Origin of the sequence: Halosolutus gelatinilyticus, assembly GCF_023028105.1 — an archaeon.
GTDB classification, from domain to species: Archaea; Halobacteriota; Halobacteria; order Halobacteriales; family Natrialbaceae; genus Halosolutus; species Halosolutus gelatinilyticus.
Window position 1 is genome coordinate 2,230,757 of the sequence record NZ_CP095491.1, and the last position, 13,739, is coordinate 2,244,495.

General features: G+C 70.1%; 14 protein-coding genes and 1 pseudogene. 7 read left to right on the forward strand and 8 right to left on the reverse strand.

From position 1 onward, the window contains the following. Positions 1–29: 29 nt before the first annotated feature. Both MUH00_RS10930 and MUH00_RS10935 read right to left on the reverse strand, forming a co-directional pair. On the reverse strand, positions 30–3,812 hold the full coding sequence (locus MUH00_RS10930; RefSeq protein ID WP_246998412.1) for an Eco57I restriction-modification methylase domain-containing protein: 3,783 nt from the start codon (positions 3,810–3,812) through the stop codon (positions 30–32). Positions 3,813–3,935: 123 nt separating this feature from the next. Continuing rightward, positions 3,936–4,226 (reverse strand): DUF7521 family protein, encoded by a 291-nt coding sequence (locus MUH00_RS10935; RefSeq protein WP_246998414.1) that lies wholly within the window; start codon positions 4,224–4,226, stop codon positions 3,936–3,938. 283 nt (positions 4,227–4,509) lie between these two features. Between MUH00_RS10935 and MUH00_RS10940 the strand changes: the two genes are divergently transcribed. Next, positions 4,510–4,737, forward strand: a complete 228-nt coding sequence (locus MUH00_RS10940; RefSeq protein ID WP_246998416.1) for a CDGSH iron-sulfur domain-containing protein — start codon at positions 4,510–4,512, stop codon at positions 4,735–4,737. Between the two features lie 43 nt (positions 4,738–4,780). Here MUH00_RS10940 and MUH00_RS10945 read toward each other — a convergent pair whose 3' ends face one another. From MUH00_RS10945 to MUH00_RS10955, 3 genes are all read right to left on the reverse strand, one after another. Further along, positions 4,781–5,812 (reverse strand): mannose-1-phosphate guanylyltransferase, encoded by a 1,032-nt coding sequence (locus MUH00_RS10945; protein ID WP_246998418.1) that lies wholly within the window; start codon positions 5,810–5,812, stop codon positions 4,781–4,783. Position 5,813: 1 nt separating this feature from the next. Continuing rightward, positions 5,814–6,125 carry a DUF7091 family protein gene (locus MUH00_RS10950; RefSeq protein ID WP_246998420.1) on the reverse strand — a complete coding sequence of 104 codons (312 nt, stop codon included), beginning with the start codon at positions 6,123–6,125 and terminating at the stop codon, positions 5,814–5,816. Positions 6,126–6,270: 145 nt separating this feature from the next. Next, the gene (locus MUH00_RS10955; RefSeq protein ID WP_246998422.1) at positions 6,271–7,878 is read right to left on the reverse strand and encodes an amidohydrolase; all 1,608 of its coding nucleotides are present in this window, start codon (positions 7,876–7,878) and stop codon (positions 6,271–6,273) included. Positions 7,879–8,022: 144 nt separating this feature from the next. On the opposite strand from MUH00_RS10955, the gene MUH00_RS10960 reads away from it, so the two are divergent. The 3 genes from MUH00_RS10960 to hmgA all read left to right on the forward strand — a co-directional run bounded on the left by MUH00_RS10960 (position 8,023) and on the right by hmgA (position 10,073). Next, the gene (locus MUH00_RS10960; protein ID WP_246998424.1) at positions 8,023–8,211 is read left to right on the forward strand and encodes a hypothetical protein; all 189 of its coding nucleotides are present in this window, start codon (positions 8,023–8,025) and stop codon (positions 8,209–8,211) included. A gap of 113 nt (positions 8,212–8,324) precedes the next feature. After that, positions 8,325–8,699, forward strand: coding sequence for a hypothetical protein (locus MUH00_RS10965; RefSeq protein ID WP_246998427.1), 375 nt, complete (start codon positions 8,325–8,327; stop codon positions 8,697–8,699). Positions 8,700–8,768: 69 nt separating this feature from the next. Continuing rightward, complete coding sequence (gene hmgA / locus MUH00_RS10970) at positions 8,769–10,073, forward strand: hydroxymethylglutaryl-CoA reductase (NADPH) (protein ID WP_246998429.1); 1,305 nt, start codon at positions 8,769–8,771, stop codon at positions 10,071–10,073. Between the two features lie 32 nt (positions 10,074–10,105). Here the strand turns inward: hmgA and MUH00_RS10975 are convergent, their stop codons facing one another. Both MUH00_RS10975 and MUH00_RS10980 read right to left on the reverse strand, forming a co-directional pair. Continuing rightward, entirely contained in the window at positions 10,106–10,477 is a 372-nt protein-coding gene (locus MUH00_RS10975; protein WP_246998431.1) for a hypothetical protein, read from the reverse strand. A gap of 76 nt (positions 10,478–10,553) precedes the next feature. Beyond that, complete coding sequence (locus tag MUH00_RS10980; RefSeq protein WP_246998434.1) at positions 10,554–11,078, reverse strand: DUF5817 domain-containing protein; 525 nt, start codon at positions 11,076–11,078, stop codon at positions 10,554–10,556. A 106-nt stretch (positions 11,079–11,184) separates the two neighbouring features. On the opposite strand from MUH00_RS10980, the pseudogene MUH00_RS23085 reads away from it, so the two are divergent. From MUH00_RS23085 to MUH00_RS10995, 3 genes and pseudogenes are all read left to right on the forward strand, one after another. After that, positions 11,185–11,340, forward strand: a pseudogene (locus MUH00_RS23085) (ATP-binding protein); the annotation flags it as partial. Between the two features lie 80 nt (positions 11,341–11,420). Then, a complete protein-coding gene (locus tag MUH00_RS10990; protein ID WP_246998436.1) occupies positions 11,421–11,759 on the forward strand; it encodes a cupin domain-containing protein in 339 nt (112 codons plus the stop codon). Between the two features lie 95 nt (positions 11,760–11,854). After that, positions 11,855–13,222: an NRAMP family divalent metal transporter gene (locus MUH00_RS10995; RefSeq protein WP_246998438.1), complete on the forward strand. Its 1,368-nt coding sequence runs from the start codon at positions 11,855–11,857 to the stop codon at positions 13,220–13,222. 108 nt (positions 13,223–13,330) lie between these two features. On the opposite strand, the gene MUH00_RS11000 is transcribed toward MUH00_RS10995, so the two are convergent. Continuing rightward, positions 13,331–13,714 (reverse strand): ArsR/SmtB family transcription factor, encoded by a 384-nt coding sequence (locus tag MUH00_RS11000; RefSeq protein ID WP_246998440.1) that lies wholly within the window; start codon positions 13,712–13,714, stop codon positions 13,331–13,333. Positions 13,715–13,739: the final 25 nt, after the last annotated feature.

Here is a 13,739-nt window from a genome sequence, read left to right on the forward strand (position 1 = left end):
AGCGGCGTCGACGCCGGGACGATCGCCGGTCACTTCAGGACGTCCCTGACGACGGCCAGTTCCCGCCGCTCGTGGAACCGATCGACGGCCCACTCGTCGACGACGGCGACGGTTTCCGCGATCGCCGTCCGGAGCTCGTCCTCGCGCGCCGGCGGATCGCCATCAGGGTTTCCGAACCACTCGGCGTGGAACTCCTCGAACAGGTCCCGAACGCGGTCTTCGCCGGGGCCGCGCCGATCGAGATCGGTCGCCCACTCCTCGCGAACGTCCGCTTCGAGGTAACACGCCGCGACGAGCGCCTCTAGCGCCCGTCGAAGGCGCGCTGCCGCGGTTTCGAGCGGCAGTTCACGATTCTCGGCGTCGATCGAGTCCGGCGCTGCGGACTCGCCGTCATTCGCATCGAACGCGCGCTGTCTCGCGAGCGTCGTCGCCCACGCCAGCCGGGCGACGGCGGACTCGATCGCCGGGTTGGGGTCCGGAACCGGGATGTGGCGGGCGTACTGGCCGTCCATCACCCGCGCGGTCTCGGTCGTCTCCGAGAAGATCGCCTTCTGGAGGTAAAACGACGCGAACGGGTGGTTGCAGGCGGCGTAGACGAACGCCCGCTCCGCGCCGTCGCTGTCGGTCAGCGGGACGTTCACCAGCTTCTCCGTCCCGACGAGGTCGCCGTTCGGATCGAGCCACGCGCGAAGCCGCGAGCCCCGGAGGACCTTCAGCATCACCCGCGGAACGGCGTACTCGTCGACGGCGTCCGCGTAGTCGCTCAGATCCGCGTGCCAGACGTCCGTCAGGTGGTAGGGCCGAACCCAGGGCACCCGCTCGACGAACGGATCGTCTCCCGGGCCGAGCGTCGCCTTCGTCCGATCCGGCACGTAGAGCTGTCGCGTCGTCTCCGACGTCGACATGACGTCGCCCAGGCGCCGATCGGCGTCGACGATCCGATCCAGCACCGCGCGCTGGGCGTCCGTGATCGGGCTGAAGATGATCGTCCCGGCGTCCCGCATGTACCGCTGGGGGACCCGACCGAGGTGGATCGGCTCGTTGGCGACGACACCGGTCTCGCGCCGATCGCGGCTGCGGTGGATCGTCGGACCGATCGATCGGTCGCTCGGGGGGTCGCCGCCCTCGACGCGGTCCGCTCGCGGCCGCTCCGCCAGCGTTCCGACGATCGCGATCGTCTCGAAGTTCACGTCGACGAAGCCGAGGCCGACGTCGAAGACGTGCGCGAGCGTCGTCTCGGCGAGCAGTCGCGCCCGGACGTCGCGCCAGGTGGTGTAGAAGGCGACGCTCTTGGGGACGACGCAGGCGACGACGCCGTCCTCGCGGGCGAGTTCGAGCAGGCGCTCGACGAACCACTCGCAGGTGTCGTTCGCGCTCCGACACTCGTAGTCGTCCCCGCGCTTCAGGAGCGGTTCCGCCTCCGGCCCGACGGCCGCGCCGTACGGCGGATTCGAGACGACCACGTCGAAGCCGCCGCCCTCGCGGAACGGCCGCGGAAACTCCAGGGGCCAGTGACAGGCGTCGAGCCCGTCGGGCGCGAAATCGGTACCCGCGTACTCCCGCTCGACGAACAGCGACCACGCGCCGGGATCGTCGAAGCGATCGCACAGTCGATCGACGAGCGCGGCGAGCCGATCGCGATCGATCGCGGACGACCCCTCGCGGGGGCGTTCGAGCCGCGCCTTGTACCGGTAGGTCGTGAATCCGTCCGCCTCCAGCGCCGATTCGAGGCCGTCCGGAATTCCCGACGGCACCTCGACGCAGAGCGCCCTCGGGTCGGAATCGCCGATCCGGAGCGCCGTCCACGCCTCGCGAGCCGCGTCGACGTCCGAACGCGCCGTTTCGGTGTCCGCGCGCGTCGTCCCGGCGTGGTCCTCGAACCGAAGCGGCTTCCCGGTCTCCCGATCGCGTCTGGTAGCGGCGTAGCGGTCGTCCAGCGTTCGACGGCGGGTCGCGTAATCGGCCGTCTCCCTCGCGCTCTCGCCGTCGTCGTCGCCGGTTTCGATCCCGTCAACGGCGTCGGCGTCGACGAACCCGAACAGGCTGTTCCCTCGCCGGACGTTCCCGGCCGGCAGCGTCGGGATCGACGATCGCTCCGCGGCTGGCCCCTCGATCTCGATCGTCGTCGCGGCGAGCAACCAGAGCTGGAGCCGGCGCGTACAGCGGTCGACGGCGCGACCGCGGACGTCGACGCCGTACACGGTGAGGGCGACGATCTCGCGGCGGAGCGCCGCCGCGTCGGCGGTCGGCCGGCACATCGATCGCCACTCGAAGCAGACGTTCGCGACGGCGAGTGCGAACGCGCCGCCGCCGACCGCCGGATCGCACGCGGTCAGGTCGCGCAACTTCCGATCGACGTACGCGAGGACGGCCTCGTCGGTCCCGTGGGTCTCGTAGAGCGCGTCGAACCCGTCGCGTCCGTCGGCCTCGATCGACGGGCGACGGCCGCTCGCCGGGCGGTACAGCTCGCCCCGCTCGAGCTCCGGCGGTGCCGTTCCCGCCGCGAGGTCGGCCTCGATCGCCTCGCGAAGCGCCTCCCAGAGCGCGCGCCGGGCGACGAAGTCCGCGATTCGCTCGCCGGTGTAGTAGGCCCCCACCGCCCCGTTGTCGGCCGCGCGTGGGTTCGATCGATCGCCGCGGTCTCCCCGCCGATCGGGCGGGTGACCCCCGTCGCGGGCGGTCGCGCCGACGAACCGCTCGCTGCAGTCGGCCAGTACCGCGGGCGTGACCGTCCCGCGGGAGCCGTCCGCCGCGTCCGCATCGGCGTCTGCGTTCCCCTCCCGGTCCCCGGGCGCGCCGGTCGCCGAGAGGCCGTCGAGACGCCAGTCGTAGGCGGCGAGCCGATCGACCAACCCCTCCCAGTCGAATCCGTCGGCCACGATCGAGGGGCCATCTTCCGCGGTCCGATCGCGTCGATCCCCGCGGGTTCGCGATCGGTCGCTGTCGGCGGGGAGGATCGAGGGGACGTGCAGTCGAACGCCGTCGGCCAGGTCGAGCGCGTCGGGCATGTCGCCGTGCAGACGGTCGACGACGGTCGCGAGGGACGCCCACACGTCGTCGCACTCCCGGGCGATCGCCGTGAAGAGCCGACGCGTCTCGACCGGAGCGAGGTCGCCCTCGTCGTCGATCGGGACGACGACGCCGCGTTCGACGAGGAGGTACAGAAACAGGAGCCGGTCGAGCGATCGCTGGGCCGCGCGCAGCCGTTCTCGGTTCGCGAGCGGCCGTCCGTCGGCGGCCGCGAGCGCGCTCGCCAGCGCCGATCGCTGCGCGCGGAGGTCCTCGGCGAGTCGATCGACGACGGCGCGGTGATCGAACAGCGCGGAGACGTCCTCCCGCGCTCGTTCGAGTCGTTCCCGATCGGCCGCGGAGTCGGCTCGCGGATCGTACGTGAACCGGGCGATCCGTCCGGCCATCCGGATGACCCGAACGACCCCCGTGTCCGGATCGACGAGCCAGAAGTACTGCAGGCGCGTCCGACGGGCGACGCCGCGGACGATCCGGTACAGGTGTTCGGCCGTCGCCGTCGCCGTCCGAACCTCGAAGTAGCCGAGCCGAACCGGGCCGTCGACGCTGGCGACGTAGCTGACGCTGCGGTCGTCCGCGTAGGCCGTCTCGCGCTCGACCGGGTCGGTCAGGTGCCCTGCAGCCCGAAGGAACGCGTACCCGTACGCCGCGTCGCGGGAGGGACCCGGTCGGCCGGCTCCTCGCGTCTCGGCGGTCGATCGCCCGTCGTCCGTCGTCGTGCCGTCGGTTCGCGGCACCCGTTCCGGGTTCGGGGTCGCGTCGAGTCGCGATGGCGCGTTAGCCATCCCGACGGCGGACCGTTCCGTCTCGCATTCGAATCGTCCTGCGGTGCGACGACCGCGGACTAATGGCTTGTCCCGGCATTCGACGAGCGAGAACTTCGGGTTCCGACGGGCGAGGCGCCGGCGCTACGTGACGTACAGCGAGCGCGCGATCACCAGAAATCCGGCGAGCATCAGTAGGCTCTCCAGGAGGATTCCCTGCAGCAGCGGGATCTCGAGCAGCTCGTACAGCACGCCGGCGAGGACGAACCCGAGCGTGACGAGCCCGAACCCCGCGGCGAGCATCCCGAGCGCACGCTGCTCGGTCCGGCGGTAGGCCTTGTAGGCGAAGTAGGTGATGGTGCCGCCGACGAGCAGCACGAGCGTCTTGACGACCGCGAGGGCGATCGACGTCGTTCCTTCGACGTAGGGTTCCATCCTGCTACAGGTTCGAGATGATTCACCGTCGTCAAGTAGTTTGCCGTTCTGGAAGTCCCGGAAATCGCCCCGCTGCCCGCGGGTCACGTCGTTCTTCCGGCCGAAATCGCGGGCCGACGGGTCGCGCTTCCCGCTCGCGTTCGCGGTTCTCGGCCTTCGGCGCTCGTCGCGAGGCCGCTGAGTTACTCGCGGTTCTCACTCGCGTCGCTCGTTTTGAACTCCGCCCGCTCCGAACCGCCCGATCGGAGGAACGCTTTCGGTTCCGAGGCGCCAATCGCCGGGCATGACGCGACTGGTCGAACTCGACGCGAACGGTCCGCGAAGACTCGCCCCCGAAGACATCGACGACGAGAAGGGAGACGTCGCGGTCTGTCAGTGCGGCCTCTCGGACTCGTTTCCGTTCTGTGACGGGAGCCACCGGCTGACGGCCGACGAGGTCCCCGAGGAGACGTACGTCTACGAGGACGGCGATCGGGACGTCGTCGACCGGGTCGTCACGGCGGACGAGTGACGCGGCGGGCGAGGGCGACGACGGTCGGGCCGCTCCGGACGGTTCACCGCGACTCGCGCTCGCGACGGGCCGCGACGATCTCGCGGACGCGATCGGCCTGCTCGCGATCGGCGACGAGGATGCGATCGTCGTACGCGGCGATCACGACCCCCTCGACGCCGAGGACCGACACCTCGCGACCGGGGGCCGCGATCACGTTCTCCGCGGCGTCGATCGAGCGGACGTCGCCGTCCAGGACGACGGTGCCGTCGGGATCCGCGGTTCGATCGTCGCGTCGGACTCGGCCGACGGCGTCCCACGTCCCGAGATCGTCCCAGCCCGCCGACAGCGGCGTCACGTAGGCGTCGTCGGTTCGCTCCATGATCGCGTAGTCCACGCTCACCGCGTCGACGGCGTCGAACCCGCGTTCCGGGTCGCCGTCCTCGAGGGCTGCGACCAGCGGTGCCAGCGGGGAGTCGCGCGCCGCCCGCAGGAGCGCACTCGGCGTCCACGCGAAGATCCCCGCGTTCCAGTAGGCGCCGGCGTCGACGAGATCGGTCGCCGTCTCGCGGTCGGGTTTCTCGGTGAACCGATCGATCGGCGCGTACGCGTCGTCGGCAGCGTCCGCGGCCGGCAGCACGTATCCGAACCCGGTCGCCGGGCGCGTCGGTTCGACCCCGAGGGTGACGAGACCGTCCGTCTCGGCGGCGATCCGCGCCGCGCGCTTCAGCGCCGCGGCGAACGCTGTCCCGTCCGCGACGTGGTGATCGCTCGGCAGCGAGAGCAACACGGGGTCGGTCTCGAACCGATCGCGCAGTCGCCACGCCGCGTACACCAGCGCCGGGCCGGTGTCCCTGGCCGCGGGTTCGACCAGCACCCCAGCTTCGGGCGCGACGGCTCGAACGTCGTCGGCGAGCGACGCCCGCGTCAGGACGTAGCGCTCGTCCGCGATCGCCACCCGATCGAGCGTCCGCTCGAGCAGCGATCGATCGCCGCCGAGCGCGAGCAACTGTTTGGGCCGATCGGGACGACTCGCGGGGTACAGCCGCGTTCCGGTTCCGCCGGCGAGGACGCAAGCGACGAGTGGACGGTTCATGCTACCAGGTTTCGATCCGCCCCTCCCTGACGTCCTCGGCGCAGCCCTCGCAGTCCGGGTGACCGACCTCGTAACAGGCCGGCCGGAACTCGTCGTCCAGCATCGCCGCTCGCCGCTCGGCGTAGCGTCGACAGACGATCTTCACCCGGCCCTCCTCGTCGGACGGCAGCTCCCGCGCGTTCCGCGCAACCCGATAGGCCTCGCGAGCCTCGTCGAGTTGCGAGTCGGTCGACGTGCGTAACTCCTCGTACTGCGCGCCCGCCTCCTGGAGTTTCGATCGCAGGAACCGCTCGATCCGCCGACGATCCGTCATTTGATTCTCGTTTGGTCGCCGATCACATAGACCCGTCGCCAGTATCGGTCACGGTCGGAGGCGTCTCAGCTGTAGACGCGATCGATGAGAACACCGCGTTCGTCTGGTACCGAGTAGAACGCGGTAGGCTTTTGCGGCCGATCGCCTACCGATCGTCGAAAACGACCTCGCCGTCCACGATCGTCATCGCGACGTCGATCGAATCGATCTCGCCAGAACGGTCCCACGGAGACTCCTCAAGGACGACGAAATCGGCCCGCTTGCCGACTTCGATCGTGCCCAGTCGGTCCTCGTCGAAGCCGGCGTAGGCCGCGCCGAGCGTGTAGGCGCGCAGCGCCTCCGTGACCGAGAGTCGCTGCGACGGTTCGGACGCGTTCACGGCGTGGTGGACGCCGTAGAGGGGATCGAGCGGCATCCCGTCGGAGCCGAACGCGAGGGGCACGCCGCGATCGAGCGCGTCTCGGAATCGGTTCGTCCGCTTGCGGCGCTCGACGCCGAGTCGCTGGTCGTAGAGGCCGCCCTCGCCCGCCCAGCGGTGGAAGTTCGGCTGCATCGACGCGACGATCCCGGCGTCGGCCATCCGATCGAAGTGCTCGTCGGTGGCCAGTTCGACGTGCTCGATCCGGTGGCGGGCCGCGCCGGGAGCGGGCGTCTCCTCCAGGGCCGACAGCGTCTCCTCGATCGCCTCGTCGCCGATCGCGTGGACGGAGAGCTGAAAGCCCTCGGCGGCGGCCCGATCGACGATCGCGGCGAGGTCGTCGGGGTCGACGACCCACTGGCCGCGGTTTTCGTCCTCGTCGCCGCTGGCACCCCCGGTGTCGCCGGTCGCGGCTCCGCCGTCGGTTCCGTCGCCGCCGACGTACGGCTCCAGCAGCTTCGCCGTCTCGCTGCCGATGCTGCCGTCGGAGAACGATTTGATCGCGCCGGTCTGGACGAACGACTCGTCGCTTCCGCCCTCCGTGTCGGTCGCCAACCCGACCTCGGCGAGCGCGTCGAGGTGGTCGCTCCAGTAGTCGATCCGCACCCGGAGGGGCAGGTCGCCGGCGGCCGCCAGTTCGCGGTACACCCGCGGCGCTCCCGAGTCGCGGACCTTGTCGTGGACGCCGGTGACGCCGAGGGAGACGGCGCGCGCCGCAGCGGCCGCGATCGCCTCGCGCATCTCCGCTCGATCGGCCGCGATCTCGCGTCGAACGACCTCGGCCGCGTTCTCGACGGCGACGCCCGTCGGCTTTCCGCCGTCGAACCCGAGGTCGGCGTCGGGCATCTCGTCCCCCAGCCGGTCGAGCGCGACCGAGTTCAGCGAGGCGGTGTGCAGGTCGACCCGCATGGCGACGACCGGGCGCTCCTCGCTGACGGCGTCGAGGTCGTCGCGGACGAGTTTCCGCGGATCGTCCCACTCGCTCTCGTCGTAGCCGAACCCGAGGATCCACTCCCGATCGGGGTCGGTCGCCGCGTGCTCCGCGAGCAGATCGATGCACTCCTCTGCGCTCGCGGCCGCCGAGAGATCCGCGTGCACGAGGTGCTGGCCGAGTTGCTCCATGTGCGTGTGCGCGTCGACGAAGCCCGGCAGGAGGGTCCGCCCCTCGCAGTCGATCCGATCGGTCTCGACGCCCTCGAGGAACTCGACCTCGTACGTCCGTCCGACGCGGACGATCTCGCCGTCGCGGATCGCGACCGCCTCGCGGAGCCGATCGGGATCGGCGAGGGTGTGCACCGCCGCGTTCGTCAGCAGGAGATCCGCAGCCTCGGTCATGAGAGAGTGCGGGCGGGCGAGGAGCAAAACAGTTGGGTTCGATTCACGTTCCCGACCAGATTGCGTCACCCCGGTCGGAGTTTCATCTCTCCCCGTGAATGGGTAGATTCATGGCATAATGTATCATATCGTTAGCCACTCGCGATGGCGCAACGAGACGACGTGCGGCGAGTGCTCGCGGCCTGCGAGGAGTGCGGGTCCGTGTACACCGCCTGGCTGTGGCCGGACGGGGCGCTCAAAGTGATCGGACAGGAGGGGTGCAGTTGCGGATCGACCGCGTTCACCGTCCTCGACGACGACTCCGACTCGACGCCCGCTTCCGGCGCCGAGTGAGCGCCGAGCGTCGCCCTCTCGGACACCGCGAGCGGACGATCGAATCGATCGGCTCGCGCCCGACCCGTCGTCTCGAACACAAGAACTTAGGTGTCACCGATCGAACTGCTTCCATGGTCTCTCGCGAGAACCGCGTCATCGCCGGGGCGTTTCTCATCTTCGCGATCGGATTTCTCGGGCTCACCGTCGCGGAACACCGGTTCGGGGTTCTGGTCGACGACTCCCCGCTGCTCGCGTACCTGCTCCTCGTCGGCGTCGCCGTCGTGGGACCGCAGCTCTACCTCGCGGCGACGGGCGACGACGTCTCCCCGAGATATCGACTCTGGTTCGCCGCCGTCGCCGCGGCGGGATTCGGGTCCGCGATCGCCTCCGACGCGGTGGGACTGCAGTGGACGGCGATCGTCGCGATCGCCGGAAGCGTGTTCCTGATTGCCGCCTACTACGAGGCCGTCGCCGGTTACCGAGCGTCGCAGGCGACCGAGTCGTGACCGGGCTCGATCGGTACCGCGTCGCGACGATCAGCAACTGTTAGGAACGATGGCCGTCTTGGCCAACCCATGACCGACCCACAGGACCTCGCCGACCGCGTGCGCGAGGGCGACCTTCGCATCCACGAACTGGAGGACCACGCCGACCACGACGCCGCGGTCGAGGCCCGGCGGCTGTTCGTCGAGGGGGAAACCGGCACCGACCTCGACGCGATCGGCGACTACGCGTTCCCCGCCGAGGCGGCCGAGTCGGCGATCGAGAACATGATCGGTGCGGCCCAGGTGCCGATGGGCGTCGTCGGCCCGGTCGCCGTCAACGGCGAGGGTTCCTCATCGAGCTCGCAGCACTCGGCGAGTGCTGCGAACGACGGCGGCGCAGCCGGCGGCGAGTACTACCTCCCGCTCGCGACGACGGAGGGCGCGCTGCTCGCGTCGGTCAACCGCGGTCTCTCGGTGATCCGATCGGCCGGCGGCGCGACGGCCCGGGTCACGAAGAACGGGATGACCCGCGCCCCCGTGTTTCGGGTCGACGGCGTGGCCGAAGCAGCGACGACCGTCGAGTGGGTCCGCCGGAACGTCGAGCCGCTCCGGGAGGCCGCCGAGTCCACGACGAGCCACGGCGAACTCCTGGGCGTCGACCCCTACGTCGTCGGCGACTCGGTCTACCTGCGCTTCGCCTACGACACCAAGGACGCGATGGGAATGAACATGGCTACGATCGCGACCGAGGCGGCCTGCGAGGTCGTCGAGGCCGAAACCCCGGCCTCGCTGGTCGCCGTCTCGGGCAACCTCTGTTCGGACAAGAAACCCGCCGCGATCAACGCCGTCGAGGGCCGGGGCCGCTCCGTGACGGCGGACGTCGTGATCCCCGGCGACGTCGTCGCCGATCGCCTGCACACGACGGCGGAGGCGATCGTCGAGGCCAACACCCGAAAGAACCTGATCGGCAGCGCCAAGGCCGGCAGCCTGGGCTTTAACGCCCACGCGGCGAACGTCGTCGGCGCGGCGTTCCTCGCGACCGGCCAGGACGAGGCCCAGGTCGTCGAGGGGGCGAACGCGATCACGACGATGGATACGCGCGAGGCGCCGGAGTCGCATCGGTCTGACGAGCGCGAGGCCGGAACTGCCGCCCTCTACGCCAGCATCTCGCTGGCCTCGCTCGAGGTCGGTACCGTCGGCGGCGGAACGAAACTCCCGACGCAGGCCGAGGCGCTCGACGTGCTCGGCGTCGGCGGCGGCGGCGATCCGGCGGGCTCGAACGCCGACGCGCTCGCCGAGATCATCGCCGTCGGCGCGCTCGCCGGCGAACTCTCCCTGCTCGCCGCGCTCGCGTCGAACCACCTCGCGAGCGCCCACGAGGACCTGGGCCGCTAACCGTCGTCGAGGTCGCTACCCGCGACCGCCGATCACCGCCGCAGCGTTTCTCCCGCCGCATCGGGACCCTCGCGTCGAGCGCGAACCGTCACGATCGCGACGTACGCGCCGCCGATCGCCAGAAAGCAAAGTCCCGCCGCGGCCTGCAGCCCGGTGGTCGCGATCGTCACGAGGAGCAACCCGATCCCGGCGAGGGCGTTCGCGCCGGCGAGATCCGCGCGGCCGTAGGCACCGTGGAGGACGGCGATCGCGAGAAACGTCAGGGCGAACGTCCCCGTCGCCAGCGTCGTCGTCCGAACGCCGAGAAGCGTCTCGCTGACGAGCGTGCCGTAGCCGAGGGCGGCGACGGCGACGATCGTTCCGACGCCGATCGTCAGCGCCTGCGCGTCGACGGTTCGAGCCATCTCCGTTCCCTTTCGGCGGCCGACGCAAAGCCCTACCGTTCGGCGGACGCGGGGGCGATCGCGCCGCGCCCGCGGTCTACAGTCGCCGGTACCGGCCGCGACTCTCGCTCGCCTCGCCCCGCCGGACGAGTTTCTCGAGGGCGTTCCGAGCGTAGTCGGCCGGGACGCCGTGTGCGTCCGCGTAGTCGACGATCTCGTCCTCCGTCGGTCGATCGAGGTCCGCGAGCGCCCGCTCGACGATCTCCTTCTTGCTGCCGCTGCGGGTCGGGCCGCGCGGGTCGCGATCGCCGGCGGCCGCGATCTCGTCGACGTCGAGGCCCGACTCCGTGAGGTACTCGTCGTCGTCGACGACGCCGTCTGCCACGTCGTCCTCCAGGTCCGCGAAGGAGTCGAGTTCGGCGAACGCCTCCCCCTGGCCCTGTCGGTTCGCGAGCATCGAGGCCCGGACCTCGCGGGCGTGGTCGACGTCGTCGGTTTCGACGAACTTCTTGCGCTTCTCGTAGGCTTTCCGCGAGCCACAGCGGGGACACTGCGTCGTTTCCGATCGCCCCTCGATGAGCCACAGGTTCGAGCACTCGCTACATCCGACGACGGCGTACATGGTTCGAGGTGCGGCGTCGGCCCAGTTCAAGGTTCCCCAAGCGGAGCGAAACTGATCCCGGGACGGCGCTTTCTCCCCGATCGGCCCGGACGGAGAGGGCGCGGCTCGTCCCGATCGAAGCCGCCCCCAGCAACTGCTCGAGAACCCCTTCCGGAACGCGATCGAACACGGGAGCGCGAACGTGACGGTGACGATCGGCGACCTCGACGACGGCTTCTACGTCGAGGACGACGGCGCCGGCATTCCGCCGGCCGAGCGCGGCCGCGCGTCCGCATTCCGCGCTCCGCTACTCGGAGGACCGAAATGGGAAACTATGAGGGATCGCGCTCCGTTGCGAGACGCATGGATCGCGTTCCACTCGCCGACCTCGAACCGTCAGAAGCCGCCGACGGCGTCCACCTGGCGCTGATGGCCGGCACCGAATCGATGAACGTTCAGCACTTCGAGATCGAACCCGGCGCGGCGGTCGAGGAACACAGCCACCCGCACGAGCAGACCGGGTTCATCTACGAGGGCGAACTGGTCTTCCGCACCGACGGGGCCGAGATCGTCTGCGGTCCCGGCGACTCCTACGCGATCCCCGGCGAGCAGCCCCACGCGGCCGAGAACCGGGGCGACGAGACGGTCCGCGGCGTCGACATCTTCAGCCCGCCGCGGGAGAACCCGAACTGGCAGGGGTAGTCCGAGATCGATCGCAGGCGGGGCGATCGATCTGTCCCGCGACAACAACCGATGAATACCACGGGGTTTTATAGCTCGTCTCGTAAGAACCGTCGATGGAAACCGAGACGAAATCGGTAGGACTCGGACGCATCGACGCGTTCGCGAGGCGATTGGGACCGGCCTGGCTCGCCGGCGCGATCGCGGCGGGGCCGGCGACGATGGTCAGCCTGCTCGTGGCCGGGGCGAGTTTCGGCTACGCGCTGCTGTGGGTGGTCGTCCTGTCGGCGGTTCTCGGAACCGTCGCGCAGTACCTGGCGATGCGGCTCGGATTGCTCACCGAAGCGGGGATCGTGGCGGTCGTCGACGAGCATCTCGGCTCGGGCTGGGCCTGGGTGCTCGTGATCGACGCCGTCCTCGCCGCGGGGCTGGCCCAGCTCGTGATCATGAAGACGGTCGCGGACGTGAGCGCGACGATCGTCGCCGGTGCGGACGTCGGCATCGCCGTCCTCGCGGACCCGCGGTTCTGGGGCGTCCTGTGGGCGCTCGCGCTCGCGCTCGGGCTGGCCGGCGGCGGCTATCGCCTCGCCGAGATCGGCGCGAAACTCCTCGTCTCGCTGGTCGTCCTCGCTTTCGTCGGGTCGGCGATCATCGTCCCGATCGAACCCGGCGCAGCGGCAACCGGGCTCGATCCAGAGATTCCGGCCGGCGTCGGCGGCGCGGTCGTCGCCGCGGGCGTTCTCGGCGGCGCGGTCCACATCACGCTGGTGACAATGCAGAGCTACACGATGCGCGCACGGGGGTGGACCGAACGCGATCTGGGGATCGCGACGTTCGACGTGGTGAGTTCGATGCTCGTCGCGTTCGGCCTGTTCAGCCTCGCGATCTTCCTCGTCGCGGCGAGCGTCCTCCCCGAAGCGGGCCTCGATCCGGAATCGATCGATCAGGTGCAGGCCGCACGGGCGCTCGGCCCCGTCGCGGGGGACCACGCGACCTGGCTGTTCCTGCTCGGGCTGTGGGGGGCGGCCGTCTCCACGCTCGGCGGCAACACGATCGTTCCGCCGTACCTCCTCGCCGACAAACTCGACTGGGAGCAGTCGGTCGAGGATCCGCGCTACCGCACCGCGCTCGTCGCCGTCGCGCTCGCCTCGGCCGGCGGCGCCTTCCTCGAGGGCGCCTTCTTCCAGCTTCTCGTCCTCGTGCTCGCGTTCGGCCTCGTCGGGACGCCGTTCGCGCTCGTCGTGATCCTCGTCCTGTTGAACGATCCCGACGTCGTTCCGGAGACGAACTCGACGGCCGCGAACCTCGGCGGACTCGTCCTCGTCGCGGTCGCGACCGTCCTGGCGGCCGAATTCGTCCGGGGCGAACTCGACACGATCGCCGACCCGACCTCGGCGTTCGTCGTCGCGTTCGCGGCGGCGACGGCGCTCGCGACCGTGGCGCTCGCCGGCAGAGGCGTTCGCGATCGGTTCGGGAGAACGTGAGCGTCGCCGCGAAACGGAACGTTCGGCGGACGTGACGTTCAAAACGGCGGTAGTGGTACGTCGATGCTCGTCGAGACGGAGAACGCTGGCCCGATTCGACCGGCCGACTCAGCCGTACTCCTCCAGGGAATCCCACTCCCGGCGCATGAGTTCGCGGATGCCGTGTTCCAGGATCCCCTCGCCGAGCGACGTCGCCCGATAGTACGAGTAGAGTCCGTCAGCGTCGGGATCCTTGCGCTTTCGATTCTCGACGAGTCCGACGTCGACGAGTTCGTCCAAGTGGTAGTGCAACGTGTTCGACCGGACGCCGAGCCGATCGCGGAGTTCGCTGGCGCTTTGGGGCCCCTCCTCGACCAGCGCGTTCAGGACGCGAAACCGCGTCTCGTTCCCGATCGACCGCTGCATCGCGAGGTACTCCTCGAACGAGAGGACGCTGTGTTCGGGGAGCAGGCCGTCGTCCGCCCGTCGCGCCGAGCGTCCGGATTCCGCCATACTCTCGATTGAATCCCGGGCCAGT